Genomic DNA, 18,802 nt, shown 5'->3' with positions numbered 1-18,802 from the left:
TGAGATGGCCGCGATCGAGGCCAGAGCCACGGTAATCCGCCAGTTCTGCGCGCTGGCCATAAGGCAGCCCTGTTTCCGGATGGAAGAATTTCGTGACGCGTCCAAGGCTTTCCGCACTGTCGAGCGCCTCGTCTGTGAGGTGCTCGGCCGACCAGAGGGGAATACGCGCGTCAAGCGACTGCATAGCGATATAGACCCGGCGACAGACGATTGTCGTGATCGGCCGGACTGACTGCGCAAGCAATGCCGGCGGCGTATGGCCGACAGAAAGGTCGTCGCAGGGGCGGGTCTGGGCATGAGCCATGGTCAGAGGCAGGGCTAAGGTCGCAAAGACGGCGGAGGCGCTGAGAAAATCGCGCAACATACTGAAATCCCTTTACTTTATTCTCGGAGCGGCGCTTATCTTTCCTCATGCGAGGAAATTCCATGACACAGGCAAGTGCAAGGCTTCTTCGGTTTCCGGCCGAACGCTGTGCTGCGCCCACCTTCGATCACCTGCTGGCGCAGCTCCCCGCAAATACCAGCATGGCCGATGAGTGCCTGCATTATGGACTGCCGGCACCCGATCTGAACGCCTTGCGTGAGCAGGGCATCGCAATCGGTATGAAGATGCGTCGCCAGATCGTCTTGCCCGCCGATGCAGGCGAGGAGGCGAGCAAACGCGAAATCTGGTTTGCTCCCGCTCGCGTCACCATGCAGCGAAGCATCACGCGTGTGCATGATATGACGTGGCGTGCTGAGCAGACCCGAAATCCTCAGGATCACAGGGCCGCATTCAGCGCCCGCTATCGTGCCTGGCAGACATGCAAACGATTGATCGCGGCCTGGGAGACGCTTTGCCTGGATGAAGAGAATGTGCGTCCGAGCGCATCAATCCTCACCTTCCAGAAGAAGGCGTCGGGCTGAGCGCAAGGCGCAAGTGGCTTCACGGCGCCAGCTTGCGCTACGTGATGCGAGAAGGGCGTCCTCTTCAGAGGCGTCCCTGAGGAAGGCGGCTTCCGCCAGGGTTCGACGTGGGTTTCCGAAATACGCGCAAAGCGCCGCGGCTTTCATGTCGGCGGATGGGGCGTAACCTTTGGCTGTATGAAGAGCGGTCCGCATGGCGAGATCCTTTCACCGTATGGCACGGCATTCCAGAGTGAAGTCTTATTCCCGATTGCGGCGGCGACAGCCGCCTGGGCGCGCAAGCGCCACTGGGCGAACCACTCGACGAGGTCGGCGCCCTCTACGGGATGATCCTCTCCGAAGGCCTCGGCTTCGTAGCCGAGTGCCTCCTCGATGACCGAGATCAGGGGGCGGGAAATTGCGTCCGGCATTGTCGGATCAGCGACGCGCAAGAAGCGTCGTGTGGTGAACAGGCCTGGCATCATCTCCGGCCAAGAGGCTCGGGCCGCATGTGACGGTCAGAACCAGCGTCACGAAGCCCGTGACATAGAGCGACATGGCCGCCAGCTCGCGCATGTTGGTGATCAGGGCCTGCTTGGTTTCTTTCGTCATGACGGGTTCCTTTTCGGGATGGATCGGAACACCCGGCGCGCAGCATCTCATGGCCCGCCTGGGTGGTCAGGACGGAGCCGACTATCTGTCTATTCTCCTCTTGACCCGATCCGCAGCTCATGGGGCGTGCAGCCCGGAAAGGGGGATGCGCCGGCACGGCGCGTCGGGAGCGGAGCGACAACCCCTTGTAGGGCTGTGCGCGCCATGAGAGCGGTCCCTCTCCTCTTCTCTCGTTTTCTTCGGCACCTCCCCAGCGGTCCACTGGCCTCTTAGGGCGGACGGCATTGGGGAGGATCAGTCGGGGCCGACGCCACTGATAGTGACGGTTTGCCCAAACGCCGCCGCCGCGAGAGCGGTGCGGATGGGGAGCATGGCGGGTGTCTCTGATGTGGCCTCGCCATGCTGGTTCTGCATGACGCAGTCATGGGCCTGAGCGGCAGCCTCGCGATCGACATCGAACACCTGATGGGTGGAGTGCTCGATCTGGTGCGCCCAGTTTGTAAGACTGAGCGAGGCGATTTCCTTGCCCGTTGCAAGGTCCAGCACGATTGCACCGCCGCAATACGCATCAAGGCATGGCTTGCTGCAATCACCAGTCCAGATCAGACTCCAGCGAACCGGCAGGGTGAGCTTCTTCTCGCAGCAGGCGTACACGAAGGTCAGCACGTCCTCGATCGACCCACGTTCATCATGGTGAATCCACAGATGCTGGAGCTCGGAATCAGGAGGCTCGTTCGCCTCGGCTTCAAAGCCTACAGAGTCCGACTCAAAGGCCCCGTCAGCACCTTCCGCGCGCATTGCTTCGAGCAATTCAAGGGCCAGAATGCCCGCTTTAGCGCTGCATAGCGGCAGAAGAGTAGAGAATTTTGTGTAGTGGTTGGGCATTGCAGTCAGTCCTCATCCAAGAATGGAAGGGTCTCATCGACCGGGCCGTCCGCATCGAGCAGGACGTAATCGCAGTCCAGCTCACGGGCGCGGGCGAGGATTGCGACGAGCGCTGGGATCTCACTCCAATGCGCAGGATCCGGGTCGGTCGATACGTAGATCAGCCATCCCCTTTCACCCGTCATCGAGCTGCTTGATGCGTAGGGTGGCTGTTCGGTCAGCATTGCTGTGAGCTGCTCGCGGTCGTGCTGCGAGAGATGTCCCGTGCTGAGATCGAGGAACTTACGAACGCTCATGCGTCATGCTCCTTTAGCCAGACGCGCAAGCGCCGAGCCGCGTCGTGGCTCTCGGGGTGACGTGTGTCCAAAATTGCGCGCGCAAGGATTCCATCCAGATCCCGACGCATGTCGCGATCCGTCCGAAGGAAATCAGAGGCACCACAGGTCAGGATCAGGTCTTCGCTGCCGGATGCGCGGACCTCGGCAAGGATATCCGTATCCTCGACCGTATCGGGGTCGAGGGAGGCAGTTGATCCATCAGGCAGGATGACGGAACGGACGCCGCCACTGGTATCGTCAGAAACACCCGACAGCACGATGCGTGCTGCCGTTTCTGCGTTGCAGGCCTCTATCGAGAGGGTCGCCTCATCTATCATGATGAGGCGTTCGACAATTTTTACATCGAAGCGAGGCATGGCTCTTACTCCGTTCCGCTATGCGGGACGCAGTAACCAGCGCTCATAAGCTCGGTCGCCACGACGAAGGGGTGGTGACGGTCCTTATATCGCCTGGTCATGATTGACGCGTCGGTACGGTCGAACAAGGAGCAGCGCGAGTTTGTGAGCAACTGAACACGGGCATTGATCATTCGCAGCCAGCCATAATAGCCGAGATGCCCGTGAGCATGAGGCGTGAACTCGTCGGGCTCAGCGTCCGTCCAGACAGGAGCGCGATCGCTGAGCTGGAATGGCGCCGCTTTTGCCCCCCACATGCGCACGGGGGGCGTTCCGTCCTCGATCGTCGCATCGAGCATGATCGTGAACAAGAACGCCTCGTCGCGCAGTCCGCCGTTTCGTGCGCAGCGGGCGTACCAGCGCGGCTTGCGCGCGCCTGGAGCGATCTCGGCGCAAACGAGAAAGGACAGTTCGCGTGAGCGCTGACGGATCAGCTGGCCGAAACTGTTCATCGCGTTCGCAAGGGAGTCCGCGTTCGTGACGTCTGCCTCATGGGAGAGGTCCGCAAAAATCCCGGGGGTGGGCTCGATCGAATACTCGTCGGATTTCTGAACGCGTGCGGCGGGGGACGCGACCAACTGGAAACGGGTCATCGTGTGTCTCCTGAATACGAAAAAGCCGCCTTGCGGCGGCTTGAGGGAATGGAAAGGATCAGGCTTCGGATCGGGAGGTGAAGACATACTCGGCACCGCCGAACGACTTGCTCCATGGCGTGTCTTCCTGCCTGGCGCAGTCGCTGTAGTGATCGAATGTGCCGGTCTTGAAGCGGCCGGTGATCTCAGACACCTGATCTTCAGACGGACCGTCGCTCCAGCGAACGTAAATGCTGCCGTAATCCGACTTGCGAACGCTGAATTTCGTTGTCTTGAACGCAGCCTTGAGAAGTTTGCGGATGTTCTTCGCCGCGAGTGCTCCGTCGCGAGCGTCACCCTGTTCCAGATCGGCGTAAGCCGGGTCGGCTTTCAGGGCCTCGACCGCACGTGCGAACGCCGCCTCTTCCTCGCGTTCCTGCGCGAGCTGCGCAGCCTCGAGATCCGATGCAAGTTTCTCGAGCTCGGCAAGACGCCATCCTTCGGCGAACCCCGCGTCCTTGGGGTATATTTTCCACTGCGGGCCATGAATGATGCACTCCGGTAGCCGTACTGAACGAGCGCCGATTTCGAAGATGATATCGAAGTGCGCGTTGCCTCCGGTGCCCATGATGCCACCGATGCGCTTGACTGTTTGTGGCATCTGTTCCCCATGGATCGCCGTGATATAGCCACGCCCTCTGTCGTAGAGGGGTGTTGAAACCATCGTGCCCACTTCGAGGGTATGTGCTGTGTCTGACATCCTGCGTCTCCTTTATTTCTGCTGGATGCCCTCCCGCTGACGCGAACGACTGGCCGGGGCCAGGGCGGCGCGCGCGCCGTTCACGGAGCCACGCGCAGCTTGCGAGCATGGCGACGCCCTGGCGGCGGACTGGCGTTTGTGTCAGCCCCTCTCTCCTCATTGTCTCGTGGGTTGCGCCGTGATGAGGGAGGGTGGATGTGAAGAGGGCAAAGAAAAGGGCGATGCCTCTGCGTAGAGACATCGCCCTTGAAAATCGTATCCGGATTGACCATCATCGGAGGTGATCGAGGGGTACCTCGGGAAAAGATAGCCCCTCGATCGGTGTGAAAATGCTACTCGAAAAGGCTCTTCAGAGCGGCTGTAACCGCCTGAAGGGCTTTCTTCGTTTTACGAAGAGATTTCGAGAGCCATTTCCTGTCCACCACAATCAAAACGATCACGGAGGACTCTCCTCTGACAATGGGCGCGACACCACGGCCCCGCGGCATCTGACCCGGCTACGAGATATGGGGCCGCGACGGTGCAGAGGTGTGCCCTCTGGCCCGTTTCGCCTATGCCCGGCTCATCAGGCGGCCCAAATGTTCAGTTGCGTCAGTATGGGATCTCCCACTCCTCAAGCGGCGTTACCGTTTTTGGAGCCGTAAGATCGCGCCATGCATCGATGCCGTGCTCGCTGACATAGTCATGAGCGCTGTCGTCTTCCGGGTGGGGAACGCGCAATCCGACATAAAGAGGATTGGGGTACCAGACGTCACGGTCGCTGAGCACCCATGCACAGTCGGTGCGCACCCGCCCTGCCTCAAGGGCGTAGTCGTGATTGGCGAGAAATTCGAAGCTCATCCTGCGTCTCCTTAGGAGGGGTAACGTTCGTTGAAGGAGCGGGCGACTGGCGATCCGGTACGGACCAGTTGCCATGCAGGGTTGGTGCGGCTGGCTCTCAGTGGCAGCGGTTTGTCGTGACGACCGTCCCAGCTCAGCCCCTCGCAGGGACCGAGGAGCTTTGCGGCCTGGGCTACGCGATCGCGGCCGGGGCAGACGCGCTCATTGCCGCCCGCGCTGCGCTGGCAGGGATTTCCGGGCGTGGCATTGCAGTCGGGACAGGCGAAGCGATAGGCCGGATCACCGTCATCCCATTCGTGATGGCAACGGCGGCAAGTGACGCTTTCGGACGTGCAGGACCAGCGAACCGGCGTGCTGAAAGTCGGATTTTTTCTGGAAAACAGGTCGTAGGTCATCGACAATCTCCTCTTGATTGCCTCCCGCGCGACGGGGCGTCGGTTTTCGGGTCAAGGGCGACGCGCTAGCGTCGGGCGCAGCCTTCCCTTGATGCGAAAAGCGACGTCCCGTAGCCCTCTCTGCTTTGTTGGTGGGGCACGCGTGTTGGGTGCCCCTGCGCTTCAGACTGGGCCTTAGAACGGGACCTCGTCGTCCAGATCTGAGCTGGAGTTGCCGCCACCTTGCGGCTGACGCGGCGGCGCATCACGGGAGGGACGATCATCAAGGCCGTAGCGGCTCTCATCACTGTAGCTCTGCGCGTTATCGAGCAGGGTGAGCTCGCCACGGAAGCGGTCGAGAACGATCTCTGAGGTGTAGCGGTCCTGGCCGGACTGATCGGTCCATTTGCGGGTCTGAAGCTGCCCCTCGACGTAGACCTTGCGGCCCTTGCGCAGGAAGCGCTCGGCCACATCGGCAAGGCGTTCGTTGAAGATCACGACGCGATGCCACTCGGTGCGCTCCTTGCGCTCGCCCGAATTACGGTCATTCCAGCCTTCGCTCGTGGCAACCGTCAGATTGACGATCTTCGCGCCAGATTGGGCGTGACGGACTTCCGGGTCGCGACCGAGATTGCCTACGAGAATGACCTTGTTGACGCTTCCTGACATGAGGGGATCTCCGTGACTGCATGAAGAGAGGATCGTCCCGGCCACCTGGCGCACAGTCGAAGCAGTTGCTCTGCCTGTTCGGGATCATATTTCTCTCTTGATGCTTCCCGGGGACCGGGACGGCGTAGCCGGGGCAATCGCGGCGCTCATGCGTCGGGATCGGCATCGACCCGCAGCCACGCGCAGCTTGCGAGCATGGCGAGGACGCGATGCCGACCCACCGATTGCGCCGGCTGCGCCGTTCTGGTTTCCCCCTCTCTCCTGTGTGCGGCGTTCTATGGATGCATTCGAGACGACGGGACGCCTAGGTCGGCACTATGATCTCGCGCCAACGCTTACCTGCATGCCACTCTGCGACGCCTTGCAACGCCCAGTTCGATCCTTCGGGATGGTAATGACAGGACAATGCAATCTCAGGGAACTCTGCGCTGATGCGGTCACCCAGAAAATAGGTGGGGCCGTCATCGGCGCCGAGCTGGTCGAAATCCAGTTCCCACAGGCCCGAAGGTACGACGGCTGGCGCCACCTCGACCATCAATTGCGTACGCAGGCGCTCGATATCGGCCGCGCTGCCGATCGCCACGAAAATATCATGGCTGCGATTGCCCATCACGCCGCCTCCTGCGCAATTTTGGACACAAGCGCGGCGATATCCCAGCTTTCGGGCAGGTGAAGCACGAACCAGTGGTGATATTGTTCGGTCAGCGGATCTGCTGCGTTGATCCTGTCTGCTGCCGCCTGTGCCTCGGCCTCGGTCGGGTAGATGTCCTCCTCGATCTCCTGATCCAGAGATCCATCCACAACAATCCAATGGCCTGCCTGCGCACCATAGGTCGCAGGATCATCGGCAAGCTGCCATGGCAGGGCATTGCATTTCGATTCCAAGGCGCAAGGGTCTGCCACTGCGGCAGGCGAGCCGGGATAGCAGGTGGTGATTGTGGGCTCGAGCGCACGTGTCCATTCACAGTACAAACCGAGGTCGGCGCATCGTTCACGTTCGCTCGTCACAAAGTTTATGATGGCATCATTCAGCTCGCTTCGTGCGCGATCTATCATCCTAAACTCCGCTGGAAACCCCGGCGTTCAGGCCGGGGAGGAAAGCGGCTCAGCTCTTTACTGACCCGGCTTTCCATACCAAGCTAATTGCATGTCGTTTCGTGGCTTCACATACAGGCTCAAGCCCAACGCCTTGCAGGAAGAAGCCTTCCTTCAATCCGCGGGCGTCTGCCGTCTTGTGTGGAATCTTGCTCTTGAACAGCGCCGCGAACACTGGCGGAACTATCAGGCCAGAACCGGCGACAACCTGAACTACGTGACGCAGGCGCGGGAACTGACGGCGCTCCGTCGCGAGGTAGACTTTATCCGGGCTGTCAGCCAGACCTGCCAGCAATACGCGCTCAAGGCGCTGGACAATGCTTACCGCCGTTTCTTCAAGGGTCTCGGCGGCTATCCGCAACCGAAGAAGAAAGGCGTGAACGATACCTTCACCTTCAACGGTCGTGAGATAACCGTTGAGCGCCTGAACAGCCGCTGGGGCCGTGTCCGTCTGCCGAAGATAGGCTGGGTCAAGTTCCGCATGACGCGGAACCTGACGGGTAAACTGACGGAAGCAACCGTCAGCCTCACGGCCCTCGGCTGGCAGATCGGCTTTGGTTGCAAGGACTGCGACATCCGCGACTTTGCGACCGAGGGCGCGGTTGGCATTGATCGGGGCGTGTCCGTGCCGCTCATGCTCTCCGATGGCACGGCGTACGTGCTGCCGGAACGGCTCGACGTCATCGAGAGACAGGCACGTAGGGCACAACGCGTCCTCGCACGCCGCAAACGGGGTTCGAACCGTCACACCTTTGCCCGCAAGCGCGTTGCAGCACTCAAAGCAAAGGCCGCCCGTATCCGCAAGCACTGGGCGCACGAGACTACAACCGCCATCTGCCGGAACCACGGAACTGCGATTATCGAGCGACTGCGCACCAGAGACATGACCGCCAGTGCCGCCGGAACCCTGGAGAACCCCGGCAGCAACGTCGCACAGAAGCGCGGGCTCAACCGCGCTATTCTCAACGTGGGCTGGCACCAGATCGAAACGCTGCTCTTTTACAAAGCCCATCGTGTCGTGAAGGTGGACCCGCGCTTTACCTCGCAGACGTGTTCGTGCTGCGGAGCCGTGGACAGTCGAAGCCGCAAGAACCAAGCGTCCTTCGTCTGCACTACATGCGGCTTCCATGCCAATGCCGATCACAATGCCGCCCTCAATATTCTTCACAGGGGGAACACTCCTGTCGTGGAGCCACAGGTAACTGGGGCGTCGAAGCGAAAACTACATCCGGTCTGACCGGAGAAATCCTCGCCCTTCAGGGCGAGGAAGATGTTAAGTCTCCTCATCTCCTGCGCTGCGCGCAGGAGCGGTTTCATTTGTAGGTTTTTGGGGGCGTCAGGCCTGGAAGGTGTAGGCCTCGTGCTCGACGATGCGCTGGGTGTGCGAGACGGAGAGATCGCGTGTGGCAAGGTCGAAAACCGCTTCGCCGAAGCCGCCTGCCCCGTCGTTCCATCCTGGCTTGGACCGACCGAGGACGATCTGCACGCAAAGCCATGCAACATCAGACAGCGTGTCTGGGAAAATCGGAGCGAGCTGAGCGGGAAGGCCCATGGCATCGACCGCTGTAGGCAGGCGAATTGCTTCAGGCAATGGCACGCTATCTGATGTCCCCTCGAAGCTGACCGTAGGGGCATCAATCCCGGCGTACTGGCAGTCATAGTTCACTCTGAGCCGCGTACCGGCACCGGCCTGCATCGCATCCCAGACAAGCTCGAGGTTCTGTCGCAGCGCCTTCTGACGCAATGCCTGGCGGCGCTTCAACTGCTCCATGTAATCAGGCCCTATCACTGAAGGGCGTTCCATCTGGGGTGCGATCTGTTCGGACATTGTCCTGTCTCCGGCTTTTGTCTCGCGCTCTAATCTCTGCGCTTGACCGTTCCGGTAGGTGGCGGGTCGGACCGGGTCAGGCGCGGCGCGTTAGCGCCGGGACCGGACCCACGCGCAGCTTGCGAGCATGGGGAGGACCCACCGCTTGATGCGGGCCGATCCCGTCACCTACCCCCTTTCTCCTTTCCCCGTCCGAGAACCTCGGACGGGCGGGTCAACGGCTCACGCTGGGAGGGGCACATCGACGCTTGCGGCGACCGCGATCGGACGCACCCAGATGGGTTCGACACCGAGCATGAATGTCTCGCCATTCCATGCGGCCAGCAGCGTACGGCCCATGGTTTCCGCAATCGCACGCGCCGCATCGGGCGGGACTGCATTGCCGATCCGCTCACGCCAGGCAGAGTCATTCAGACCGTCAAGCTCGGCCTGCTCCTCAGGATCGTAGAGCGACTGCAGTGCCGCCAGCTCGGCTGTCGTGAAGGGGCGATGCCAGGTACCGTCGAGGGCGCGGATAACCGCAACGAGCTTCTCGGTCGCGCAGGGCAGCGTCTCACGAGGATCAGCCACAGCCCAGCGGCCGTTATCATGGCCAGCAGCGGCGCTCACGGCGCCGGTCGCGTCATCCCATGAAACCACCCCATAATGGCCCGCGGTGAGATAGGGATCTCCCTTTTCGCGCGACAGGTTCGGTCGCGGATCGGCGATGCGCTGTCCTGAACCTCTCGGCTCGCCGAGCACACCTTCATCCCCTGTCCAGGGGACGATCCTGTATTCATTCGCCAGTGCGGAACCGGCGAGGTCGCGCGGGTCAGCAACTGCATGCGGACCGCCTCCAACAAGCATTTTTCCCGTGACGACGGGAGCTGGCTCTTCCCAGCGCCGGATACCATGCTGGACTGAGCGCTCGTGACCATCGATCCGAGGGTCGGCTACATTGAACCGTCCATTCGTCGCATTCGAGCGCCCTGCGACCACGCCAACAGCATCACTCCAGGGGACAACGCCGAGAGGGCCACCACGCCAGTTCTGTTCCGATACCAGAAGGTAGTCGCGCAGAACGCCGTTTTCCACAGCAAGCCGTTGCAAGGAGCGCCAGTCCTTTCCAGCTTCGATAAAAGCAAGTCTGGCCCAGGTCTGCCACTGGAGACGAGGCACGCGGTGCATCGGTCCTGCCAGTGGATCACCCGGCAGGCGCATACGCCCCAGTACATCGCCCACGCCGCCGATTGCGCGTTTGGGTGGTTCCCAGAGGAACGGCCGCACCTTGGCGGCATGCCGCGCGACGAGGAGAAAACGCTTGCGCGATTGCGACAGCCCGCCCAATGCGCCGCAGTCATGCGTCGTCTCGGCGACAGCGTACCCATAGCTCCCAAGAAGCGCCACGATCTGATCGAGCAGGTGCCTGCCTCGGGTCGCGATGCGCGGCACATTTTCGAAGAGAATGAATTCGACCGGATCCTCTTTGTACGCTTCCAGAGCAAGCCATATACCGCGAAGCGTCAGGCGGTTGAGCGCCTGATACCGCCCTGTCCGGCTCATGGTTTCTGACAAGAGACCGGAAAATCCCTTGCAGGGTGCAGACAGGAAAAGAATGTGCGGCTTGCGGTTATTGAACGCGCGATGAATGTCGGCCGTGGTTGCTTCGGACCAGTCGGGCGCAGGGTCTGCGCCATGGAAATCCCGATACTGACCATGATCGAACAGGTCTAGGACGGTGCCCTTGACGCCTGACAGGCGTTCAAAGTCGCGGATCGCTGCAGGATCCACATCGATCCCGCCGAGACATTCGAATGACGCTGTCAGGGCGCCGTGTCGGGCCTTGGCTGCGTTGAAGCCCTTTGCTCCCCCGCCGAGGCCGCAGAACAGATGTGCGTGTGTGATAACGTGATGCGTCGTCAGGTCTGGCATGATTTCTTCTTCCTTTACGACTTCCCGGCTAGTCGTCAGGGGCGGTCCGGGTCAGTCGCGGCGCAGAAGCGCCGGGACCGGACCCACGCGCAGCTTGCGAGCATGGGGAGGACCCACCGATTGAGGCGGACCGGGCCTGTCGGCGAAAGCCTCACGCTGTGGAAGAGCGATGTAGTCCAGAACGGGCGAGTAGAAAGCCTTGTTTCCGCCAAAGCGGATATGCGCTTTGGTGGCTGCAATCACGGCCTCGGCAGCCTCGTGACGCTCGGCCAGTGGCGTATGAGCCGGGAGCTCGCATGCGCTTTCAGGCAGGCCCTCGCATTGCTCGATGTTGAAAACAGTGTAGCGCTTGAGAAACGCGATCGTCTTTGGATCGTCGCGCTCGACCTGGCTCTTGGGCACAAAGCGATTGGCATAGAAGACTGTCGTGCCTTTCTCGCCCTTGCGTACATTTCCACCCAGTTTCTCAGCCTGCCTGTAGGTCAGCCAACGCTGTGCGCTAAAACCGCCTGTTTGCCCGGCGATCCAGAGCAGGATGACGTTGATCCCGCTATAGCGGCTTTCCGTCGTCGCATTACGCGGCAAGGACCCTGACGTCATGGTGTTGGTCCACGGCTGAACCCAAGGCGCATAGCCTTTTTCGAGTTCAGTGATGATACGGTCGGTCGTTTCCTGGTGAAGGTCGGCGCGGGTACGGTCGGTCATGGGAGAGGCTCCGGATTTGGTGTGCGCTCTTTCTCTGAGCTTGACCTCTCCGGTAGTTCGCGGGTCGGGCCGGGTCAGGCGCGGCGCGTAAGCGCCGGGACCGGACCCACGCGCAGCCTGCGAGCATGGGGAGGACCCACCGCTTGATGCGGACCGATCCCGTCAGCTACCGCCCCTCTCCTCCCTCATTCTGTTGAGACCACCTCGGCGGGGGCCTCTGCCGGTTCCGGGTTGATGCGGTCGTCATCGAATTCGACGTCTTCGGCGACTGGATCATCGCCGACCGGGACGTCGCTCCCGTCAATCCAGCAGATGATTCCCTCGCGACGATCGGTGACTTCGATATGTTCCGGTTGACCGGTCTGTTCCATCATCTCGCGTGCGGCAGCCTTGGCCCGTTCGATGATTTCGCCGGGGCTATCGGCCTCTATCTCCGCGCTGTCATAGGCTCGGAGCCAGAAGCCGATCTTGACGGTGTATCGGGGCATTACGCGGCCTCCCTAGCGGCGGAGGCATTTGGCGAGACCAGCTTGAGCACGGGCTCCCTCCCCTTCGACGGGCCGCGAACCGTCGCCTTGCTGTAAATGGCGCGTTCATCGAGCGTGTGGAACGCGAAGAAAAGCGCAGCATGCAGCGGATCTCGCAGGGGGCTCAGCTCCCATAAGGCGTAATCACTATCTCCCTGCGGCGTCATCAATGCCTCGAGCTTTGCGAGACGCTCCCTCTGCCACGAACGGAGCTTCGTCCGTGTCACCCTGATCGACGCGGAAACTCCGATGCCGGTCTCGCCGAAGCCATCCCGTGTAAGGGCTCGCTCGAGGGTTGAGCGGTTCTTGCGGATATAGGTCTCTGCCTGCGTGCTGCGAGCATTGGAAAAGCGCATCCCGCCACCTTCACAAGAGGCCGCGTATTCGACGACCTTGCGCATGACGACCCACTCGCAATCCGCGCCAATCAGATCCCAGGAGCGGGTACGCGCGCCGGTATCGCAGTCATACATATTGTTATCGCCCCCCAGTTCGAAGAGCATGAAATAGTCATCCCTCCCGTGTTCGGTCGGGCAAGAAATGGCGAGCTGGGCGGCCGTGAATTTCACAGCCACCTGATCATAGACGATGCGATAAGACATAGCCGGCCTCCCTCAGTATTCAGAGGTCAGCATGACGACCTTGGCCCCTAGGCCCTCGTCGCTGATCGCATAGAGTTCGAGGCTCTCGAGCGGAAAATCCGTATAGGGAATGTCCTGCGCAAAGAGTGTTACCGGCTCCCGCCCTTCCTTGCCTCCGTCCGTGCATGTGACGACGGCAGCGTTCGTCTTGAGATCGACCTGCAAAGACCATGCTTCGAATGGCTCTCGCCGAACTTTCGGATCGAGGCGTGCAGATGCGATCACATCGACAAGCCAGCCTGCCCCGTTTTTGACCAGAAATGCAGCGCCGTCTGTGAGAACCAGACCGAATGTATACCGATAATATTTCGAGGTGCCGTAGAACCGGGCGAGTTCGGCTTTGGTAAGGGCAGTCGTCATGGAGGTCTCCGGGGTTGTCTCGCGCACCTTGATATTCTTTGCGCTTATCCCTTCCGGTAGCTGGCGGGTCGGACCGGGTCAGTCGCGGCGCGCGAGCGCCGGGACCGGACCCACGCGCAGCTTGCGAGCATGGGGAGGACCCACCGATTGAGGCGGGCAGATCCCGTCAGCTACCGCCCCTCTCCTTCCCTCACGCGGCTATCGGGGTTTCACCCACTTCCGATGCGGCATCGGCCTCGGCGTCGGACGCCAGATCGGCCTCAAGTTCTGCGAGAGCGCGCTTCTTCTCATCGAGCACTGCCTGGTCGCGGAACGGCGTGCCAAGCCGCGCGCGATAGGCAGGCAGACGGGCGGTGATCTCGTCACGCGCCTTGCGGGTTTCCATCAGCTCTGTCTCGATGCGGCCGAGCCGGTGCTCGATTTTCGAAATCAGGCCAAGCGGTTTGGTGTCGCGATCAAACGACACTTCGGACGGGGTGGACGTGAACGCGATCGCAAGGCCTGCCTCGATCTTCGGCGTTCCATCATCAAGAAACCGCGTCTGTGCTGCTTCGAGCAGGATCTCGAAACCACCGATACGGCCGAGACGCCACGAGCCTACCTCGCGGTTCTTCTCCACCCTGCGCGCCTGGGACAAAAGCCATGCCCCGGCTTTCTCGCGCTCGGCCAGAACGCCACGCGGTCCCTCGAAGGAAAAGGCCTCGCCGCGCGTCTCCACCCGCTGCGCGAGATCGGCCTCCAGGGCCGGGATCCGACGTTCGAGCGACGCCAGCTCACGCTCGCCAGTCTGGATCGAACGACGGACAGCGAACTGGTCATCGTAATGCGCGGCTGCAAGACGCTCGAGACGCGCGAGATCGGCTTCCAGTCCGGCTTTCTGCATCAGGCGCATATCGCCAGAGGCGAGCGCTTTGGCCATAGCGAACTGATTGCCCTCATCGTTGATGTCCTCGATCCGACGGATCGAGCGATCGCCTGACATGGCGAGCGCGATGAAGCGCAGCTTGCGCTCGAGAAGCTGCCAGTTGGTCGCATCGACCGAGCCTTCCTGCGCATAGGCGTAGATCTCGATTTCGGCATGCTGGTTGCCTTGTCGCTCGATACGGCCCCCGCGCTGGATGATGTCAGAAACGAGCCAGGGCACATCGAGATGGTGCAGAGCCTTCAGACGGACCTGGGCGTTGACGCCCGTTCCCATGGTGGCGGTGCTGCCAATCAGGATGCGCTTGCGCCCTGCGTTTAGATCGCCAAACAGGCGCAGCTTTGCAGCCGCCTTCTTGTAATGCTGCATGAACGCGATCTGATCGGCGGGCACGCCGAGACGGGTCAGCTCGTCACGGATATGCAGATAGGCCGAGAACCCACGTTTCTCGAACGCGGCTTCCGTGCCGAGATCGGAAAAGATCATCTGCACGGCGCCTGAAAGCGGCGCGGTCTCCCCTGTCTGTAGATCGCGATAGGTGTTCTCGCTCGTCTCGACCCAGATGCGATGGACGCGAGCGATCAGATCGTCGAGCTTGCTGGACTCTTTGGCGCCCCAGCCCACAAGACGCGGGTCGATCGCGGCGTGTCGGGCATCATTGATGACCGAGAGCAGAATATCGTCGCCCTTCTGGGGCTTGCCTTCCCGCTCCTCGATCGCCTTGATCCGGTACGCGAGCGTACGCTGATAGGCCTTGAAGTCGTCATTGGCGGGCGTGACGACGATCTCACGGTGTCCGCCCTTGATCGCGGGCAGTTTGACGTAGCGGCGCAGGTCGTCCTGCTGGACCACATCGGCGAAATGGCGATACATGGCCATAAGATCAGCGACGTTGACGAATTCGGTGAAACGCGTGACGGGCTTGTAGAGCCCGCTCGGCTGCAGCTCGAGCTCGGTGCGCGTCTCGCCGAAATTCGCAGCCCAGGCGTCGAACTCATGGAGATCGCGTGCGCGCAGATCCTCAAATGCCATGAAGCGCTGGACGGTGAACAACTCTCCAATCGTGTTCGTGATCGGTGAGCCCGATGCGAGGATAAGCTCGCGACCGGAATTACTACGGGCGAGATAGCGGGTTTTCACGAACAGATCCCAGGCACGCTGGCTGCCATTCGGGTCCACGCCCTTCAGGTCGGACTGGTTCGTCGCGAAAGAGAGCTTGCGGAACTGTTGGGCCTCGTCGACCATGATCTGATCGATGCCGATCTCACCAAGATGCACCAGATCGTCCTTGCTGCCCTGCAGGCTCTCGAGACGCTCCTGCATCCCCTCCTTCATACGTTCGATGCGCTTGCGTGAGAGGCGGTCGTCAGCATCGACATTATCGAGGATGGCCTCGTAGGACGCGATCTGGTCCTCGATCATCTCGCGCTCGAAACTGCTCTCGACCGGGATGAACTTGAAGGCATCATGCGTGATGATGATGGCGTCCCAGTTCCCCGTCGCAGCACGCGCGATGAAGCTCTGACGTTTGGCCTTCACGAAGTTCGTCTCGTCGGCGACCATGATATTCGCGGTCGGGTAGAGCATCAGGAACTCGCGAGCCATCTGCGCCAGGCAGTGCCCCGGCACGACGATCATCGCCTTGGAGATGAGACCTAGGCGCTTTTGCTCCATCACGGCCGCGCACATGGAGAAGGTCTTTCCGGCACCCACGGCATGCGCCATGTAGGTGCGCCCCGAGGCGATGATGCGCCAGATGACGCGCTTCTGGTGGTCGCGCAGCATGATGGCCGAGCTGGCCCCCGGCAGGCGCAGGTGGCTTCCGTCGAAGCGGCGCGGGACGAGATTGTTATAGGTCTCGTTATACAGGCGCACGAGGCGGTCGGCGCGCTCGCTATCCTGCCAAACCCAGTCCTGGAACGCATTGCGGATCGCCCGGAGCTTCTCCTTGGCGGCCTCGGTCTCCTTGGCGTTGAGCACGCGCTTTTCGACCCCGTCCTCCTTATAGGTGTCGAAGATCTTCGGGCTTGCCTGTGTGAGGGCGTCCTCGAGCAGCTCTCCGGCATGACGGCGCTCGGTTCCCCAGACCGAGGTCGCCTCGGCGCGACCGGCAAAGGCCTGCTTGTCGATCGACCAGCAGGCCACGGCAGCGGTGTGGTAGATCCGGGCTTCCACCCCGATCACCTCGGACACGAAAGCCGTCACGACCTCGACGGGAACCCACGGCGCACCCAGACGGGCGGTAATGTCGCTCGGACGCAGATCCTCGGGCTGCACGGCCTCGAGGGCTGAGACGTTGCGCGCGTAGCGTGCATCGCGCGCAGCGGCTTCGCGCGCCTCGGCGAGCTTGGTGCGCACGGCACCGGAAAGATACTCGTCAGACGTCACCCATACCGGGCGGCCATTGCTCGAGCGGCTTGGCTCGAGGAAGATGCTGTTGCCCAGCTCGGCCGTCACGGCTTCTTCGCTCTGCCCCATCAACTCAGCCACGATCGGCAGCTCGACGCGTCCGGCCTCGTGCAGGCACACGGCCAAGGCGTCATGGACGGAATGGATCTCGGGTTCGGACGGCGCCTGAATGACGCGATCGGTAAAGAGCGGCCCCGGCTCGGCCGTATCCGTCTCCTCGTCATAACGCTCGATCGAGGACACGAGCCAGACATCGGGATCGTCGAGAAAGGTCTGCAGGTTCGGGCGACGCTGGGTCTCGCTCTCGGCGCCGGTCACGGCGTTGACGCGGGTTGTCGTCTTCGTGTGGTTGATCGGGCCGAACTGGCGCGTGAAGTTCAGCCAGGCACGCTTGAGGCTCGCCTGCAGACCGGCAAACGGCTTGTTCTCGAACTGCGCCCGCAGCACGGCGCGGGTCGCATCGCGCACGGGAATCATCGCCTCGATGATACGCGCGTGCTTCTGGAAGATGCCTTCCTTCTGCTCGCCCTTGCGAATGGCGACCACCCTCCCCTGCCCTTCGACGATCTGATGCAGGATGCCGCCTTCCATGAAGTAGCTGCCTTCACGCAGGTCGCCGCCCTCCTCACGCGTCTCCTTTGCAGGGCGCACGATGCGACTATCGGCCACGGGCGGGAAACGCAGTGCAGGTGCAATGCGGCCGAGGGCTTCGGGGAGTGCGTCAGCCAGATCCTGCCCGTCGCGGGCAACGCAGGTATAATCCATACCAAAGGCCGTGCTGGCCCAGCCATGAAAGCCAAGGACCTGTTCGGGGTGCGCTTCCATCCACGCATTGATGCGCAGGGCCCCCTCCCCCATGTTCGTGCCCTCGATATCGACGCAGGACAGCCAGGTCTCGTCACCGGGCATCTCGCCGATCTCGCGCTTGCGGAAGAGCACGATATCCACGACCACATCCGTGCCGGCATCGGCGCGCATGGTGCTGGCCGGCAGGCGCACGGCACCCAGGAATTCGGCTTCCTCGTGAATGAGCGTGCGCGCACGGGCATCGGTCTTGTCGAGGGTGTGGCGCGAGATCACAAAGGCCGCGATCCCATTGGGGCGCAGGGCATTGATCGAGCGGGCCAGGAACCAGTCATGGAGCGACAGCCCCTTGAGGTCACGCGGCTCAGTCTGGCTCACGGTACGGTTCGAGAACGGCGGATTGCCGATCGCCAGATCGTAGCCCGTGCTCAGCTTCGCACGGGTGAAGTCCTCTGCACGGATCCACTGTTTCGGATAGAGCTTCGCGGCAATGCGCGCCGTGAGCGGGTCCATCTCGATGCCGGTGAAGGCGATCTTTCCCTCGAGCTTCTCGGGGCGCGACGCGACGAACAGGCCTGTCCCGCAACCCGGCTCCAAGACGGACCCGCCTGCAAAGCCACGCGCCATCATGAAGTCCCACATGGCATGGACGACCGTTTCAGGGGTGTAGTGGGCATACTGGGTCGAGCGTGCGAGGGCGCTGCGCTCCGCCTCGGTGGTGCAGGCCTCGAGATCGGCACCCAGCTTTTCCCAGCCCGCGCGATAGGCTTCATCGGCGCGGGGGAAAAGCGCATTCGCCAGATCCCCTGCCCCGAAGCCTGTGAAGCGGCTCAGCTGCGCCTGCTCTTCGCTCGTCGCGCTTCGGGCCTCGCGCTCGAGGGTCGCGACCAGCTTGATCGCCTCGATGTTGTCACGCGCACGCGCCTTCCAGCCCTGGGCCAGACCACGCAGACCGGCGAGACGGAAATCACTCTGAGGAATGGCAAGGGGTTCGACCGCAGGCCGCAGCGCGCCCGGTGCGTCGCCCTCTTCGCCTTCCAGTTCACCCCAGAAGAGGTTCGCATTGCCATCAAGGGCGGTATCGCCAAACAGGCTGAGTTGGAAATCGGCGTTCGACATCGGCTGGCATCCGTGCAGGACCGGACCTCACCTGCGCTCTTTGACGCGGGAGGATGCGGTGATTGGAGAGGATCCGGGATCGAGATTTTCTTTTCTCTCTCCCTTCTCCATCTCCGGCACCAGGACCCGGCGGCAGGGTTAAGCCCGGTGC

22 protein-coding genes are annotated in these 18,802 nt (G+C 61.8%); 2 read left to right on the top strand and 20 right to left on the bottom strand.

Annotated elements, in window-relative coordinates:
* On the bottom strand, positions 1-364 hold a 364-nt coding region (locus AA0535_RS11245), incomplete at its 3' end, for a DNA/RNA non-specific endonuclease (RefSeq protein ID WP_264816282.1).
* A gap of 62 nt (positions 365-426) precedes the next feature.
* Here AA0535_RS11245 and AA0535_RS11240 point away from each other — a divergent pair.
* On the top strand, positions 427-906 hold the full coding sequence (locus AA0535_RS11240) for a hypothetical protein (protein ID WP_264816280.1): 480 nt from the start codon (positions 427-429) through the stop codon (positions 904-906).
* Positions 907-1,049: 143 nt separating this feature from the next.
* Here AA0535_RS11240 and AA0535_RS11235 read toward each other — a convergent pair whose 3' ends face one another.
* The 12 genes from AA0535_RS11235 to AA0535_RS11180 form a co-directional block, all read right to left on the bottom strand.
* Complete coding sequence (locus AA0535_RS11235) at positions 1,050-1,316, bottom strand: hypothetical protein (RefSeq protein ID WP_264816279.1); 267 nt, start codon at positions 1,314-1,316, stop codon at positions 1,050-1,052.
* Between the two features lie 7 nt (positions 1,317-1,323).
* The gene (locus AA0535_RS11230; RefSeq protein WP_264816277.1) at positions 1,324-1,497 is read right to left on the bottom strand and encodes a hypothetical protein; all 174 of its coding nucleotides are present in this window, start codon (positions 1,495-1,497) and stop codon (positions 1,324-1,326) included.
* 294 nt (positions 1,498-1,791) lie between these two features.
* On the bottom strand, positions 1,792-2,382 hold the full coding sequence (locus AA0535_RS11225) for a hypothetical protein (RefSeq protein ID WP_264816275.1): 591 nt from the start codon (positions 2,380-2,382) through the stop codon (positions 1,792-1,794).
* Between the two features lie 5 nt (positions 2,383-2,387).
* Positions 2,388-2,678 (bottom strand): DUF5983 family protein, encoded by a 291-nt coding sequence (locus AA0535_RS11220; RefSeq protein WP_264816272.1) that lies wholly within the window; start codon positions 2,676-2,678, stop codon positions 2,388-2,390.
* Positions 2,675-3,076 carry a hypothetical protein gene (locus tag AA0535_RS11215; RefSeq protein WP_023977752.1) on the bottom strand — a complete coding sequence of 134 codons (402 nt, stop codon included), beginning with the start codon at positions 3,074-3,076 and terminating at the stop codon, positions 2,675-2,677. Before AA0535_RS11215 ends, AA0535_RS11220 begins: the two co-directional genes overlap by 4 nt.
* A gap of 5 nt (positions 3,077-3,081) precedes the next feature.
* Positions 3,082-3,708: a hypothetical protein gene (locus tag AA0535_RS11210; protein ID WP_264816269.1), complete on the bottom strand. Its 627-nt coding sequence runs from the start codon at positions 3,706-3,708 to the stop codon at positions 3,082-3,084.
* A 58-nt stretch (positions 3,709-3,766) separates the two neighbouring features.
* On the bottom strand, positions 3,767-4,447 hold the full coding sequence (locus AA0535_RS11205) for an LPD29 domain-containing protein (RefSeq protein ID WP_264816267.1): 681 nt from the start codon (positions 4,445-4,447) through the stop codon (positions 3,767-3,769).
* A 591-nt stretch (positions 4,448-5,038) separates the two neighbouring features.
* Positions 5,039-5,287: a hypothetical protein gene (locus AA0535_RS11200; protein WP_264816265.1), complete on the bottom strand. Its 249-nt coding sequence runs from the start codon at positions 5,285-5,287 to the stop codon at positions 5,039-5,041.
* Between the two features lie 11 nt (positions 5,288-5,298).
* On the bottom strand, positions 5,299-5,682 hold the full coding sequence (locus AA0535_RS11195; protein ID WP_264816263.1) for a hypothetical protein: 384 nt from the start codon (positions 5,680-5,682) through the stop codon (positions 5,299-5,301).
* 174 nt (positions 5,683-5,856) lie between these two features.
* Complete coding sequence (gene ssb, locus AA0535_RS11190) at positions 5,857-6,330, bottom strand: single-stranded DNA-binding protein (protein ID WP_264816260.1); 474 nt, start codon at positions 6,328-6,330, stop codon at positions 5,857-5,859.
* A gap of 304 nt (positions 6,331-6,634) precedes the next feature.
* Positions 6,635-6,943, bottom strand: coding sequence for a hypothetical protein (locus AA0535_RS11185; protein WP_264816258.1), 309 nt, complete (start codon positions 6,941-6,943; stop codon positions 6,635-6,637).
* Positions 6,940-7,386 carry a hypothetical protein gene (locus AA0535_RS11180; protein ID WP_264816256.1) on the bottom strand — a complete coding sequence of 149 codons (447 nt, stop codon included), beginning with the start codon at positions 7,384-7,386 and terminating at the stop codon, positions 6,940-6,942. Before AA0535_RS11180 ends, AA0535_RS11185 begins: the two co-directional genes overlap by 4 nt.
* 91 nt (positions 7,387-7,477) lie before the next feature.
* On the opposite strand from AA0535_RS11180, the gene AA0535_RS11175 reads away from it, so the two are divergent.
* Positions 7,478-8,662 carry an RNA-guided endonuclease InsQ/TnpB family protein gene (locus AA0535_RS11175; protein ID WP_264816253.1) on the top strand — a complete coding sequence of 395 codons (1,185 nt, stop codon included), beginning with the start codon at positions 7,478-7,480 and terminating at the stop codon, positions 8,660-8,662.
* Between the two features lie 99 nt (positions 8,663-8,761).
* Here the strand turns inward: AA0535_RS11175 and AA0535_RS11170 are convergent, their stop codons facing one another.
* The 7 genes from AA0535_RS11170 to AA0535_RS11140 form a co-directional block, all read right to left on the bottom strand.
* Positions 8,762-9,253: a DUF6878 family protein gene (locus AA0535_RS11170; protein ID WP_264816252.1), complete on the bottom strand. Its 492-nt coding sequence runs from the start codon at positions 9,251-9,253 to the stop codon at positions 8,762-8,764.
* Between the two features lie 222 nt (positions 9,254-9,475).
* Positions 9,476-11,164, bottom strand: coding sequence for a DNA cytosine methyltransferase (locus AA0535_RS11165; RefSeq protein ID WP_264816250.1), 1,689 nt, complete (start codon positions 11,162-11,164; stop codon positions 9,476-9,478).
* A 51-nt stretch (positions 11,165-11,215) separates the two neighbouring features.
* On the bottom strand, positions 11,216-11,869 hold the full coding sequence (locus AA0535_RS11160) for an ArdC family protein (RefSeq protein ID WP_264816248.1): 654 nt from the start codon (positions 11,867-11,869) through the stop codon (positions 11,216-11,218).
* Positions 11,870-12,054: 185 nt separating this feature from the next.
* Positions 12,055-12,357: a hypothetical protein gene (locus AA0535_RS11155; RefSeq protein ID WP_264816246.1), complete on the bottom strand. Its 303-nt coding sequence runs from the start codon at positions 12,355-12,357 to the stop codon at positions 12,055-12,057.
* Positions 12,357-12,998, bottom strand: coding sequence for a hypothetical protein (locus tag AA0535_RS11150; protein ID WP_264816244.1), 642 nt, complete (start codon positions 12,996-12,998; stop codon positions 12,357-12,359). Before AA0535_RS11150 ends, AA0535_RS11155 begins: the two co-directional genes overlap by 1 nt.
* A 12-nt stretch (positions 12,999-13,010) precedes the next feature.
* On the bottom strand, positions 13,011-13,397 hold the full coding sequence (locus tag AA0535_RS11145; RefSeq protein ID WP_264816242.1) for a DUF6876 family protein: 387 nt from the start codon (positions 13,395-13,397) through the stop codon (positions 13,011-13,013).
* Between the two features lie 190 nt (positions 13,398-13,587).
* A complete protein-coding gene (locus tag AA0535_RS11140; protein WP_264816240.1) occupies positions 13,588-18,651 on the bottom strand; it encodes a DEAD/DEAH box helicase family protein in 5,064 nt (1,687 codons plus the stop codon).
* Positions 18,652-18,802: the final 151 nt, after the last annotated feature.

This window comes from Asaia krungthepensis NRIC 0535, from assembly GCF_025995175.1.
Lineage (GTDB): Bacteria > Pseudomonadota > Alphaproteobacteria > Acetobacterales > Acetobacteraceae > Asaia > Asaia krungthepensis.
This window is presented reverse-complemented; position numbering and strand designations above follow the sequence as displayed.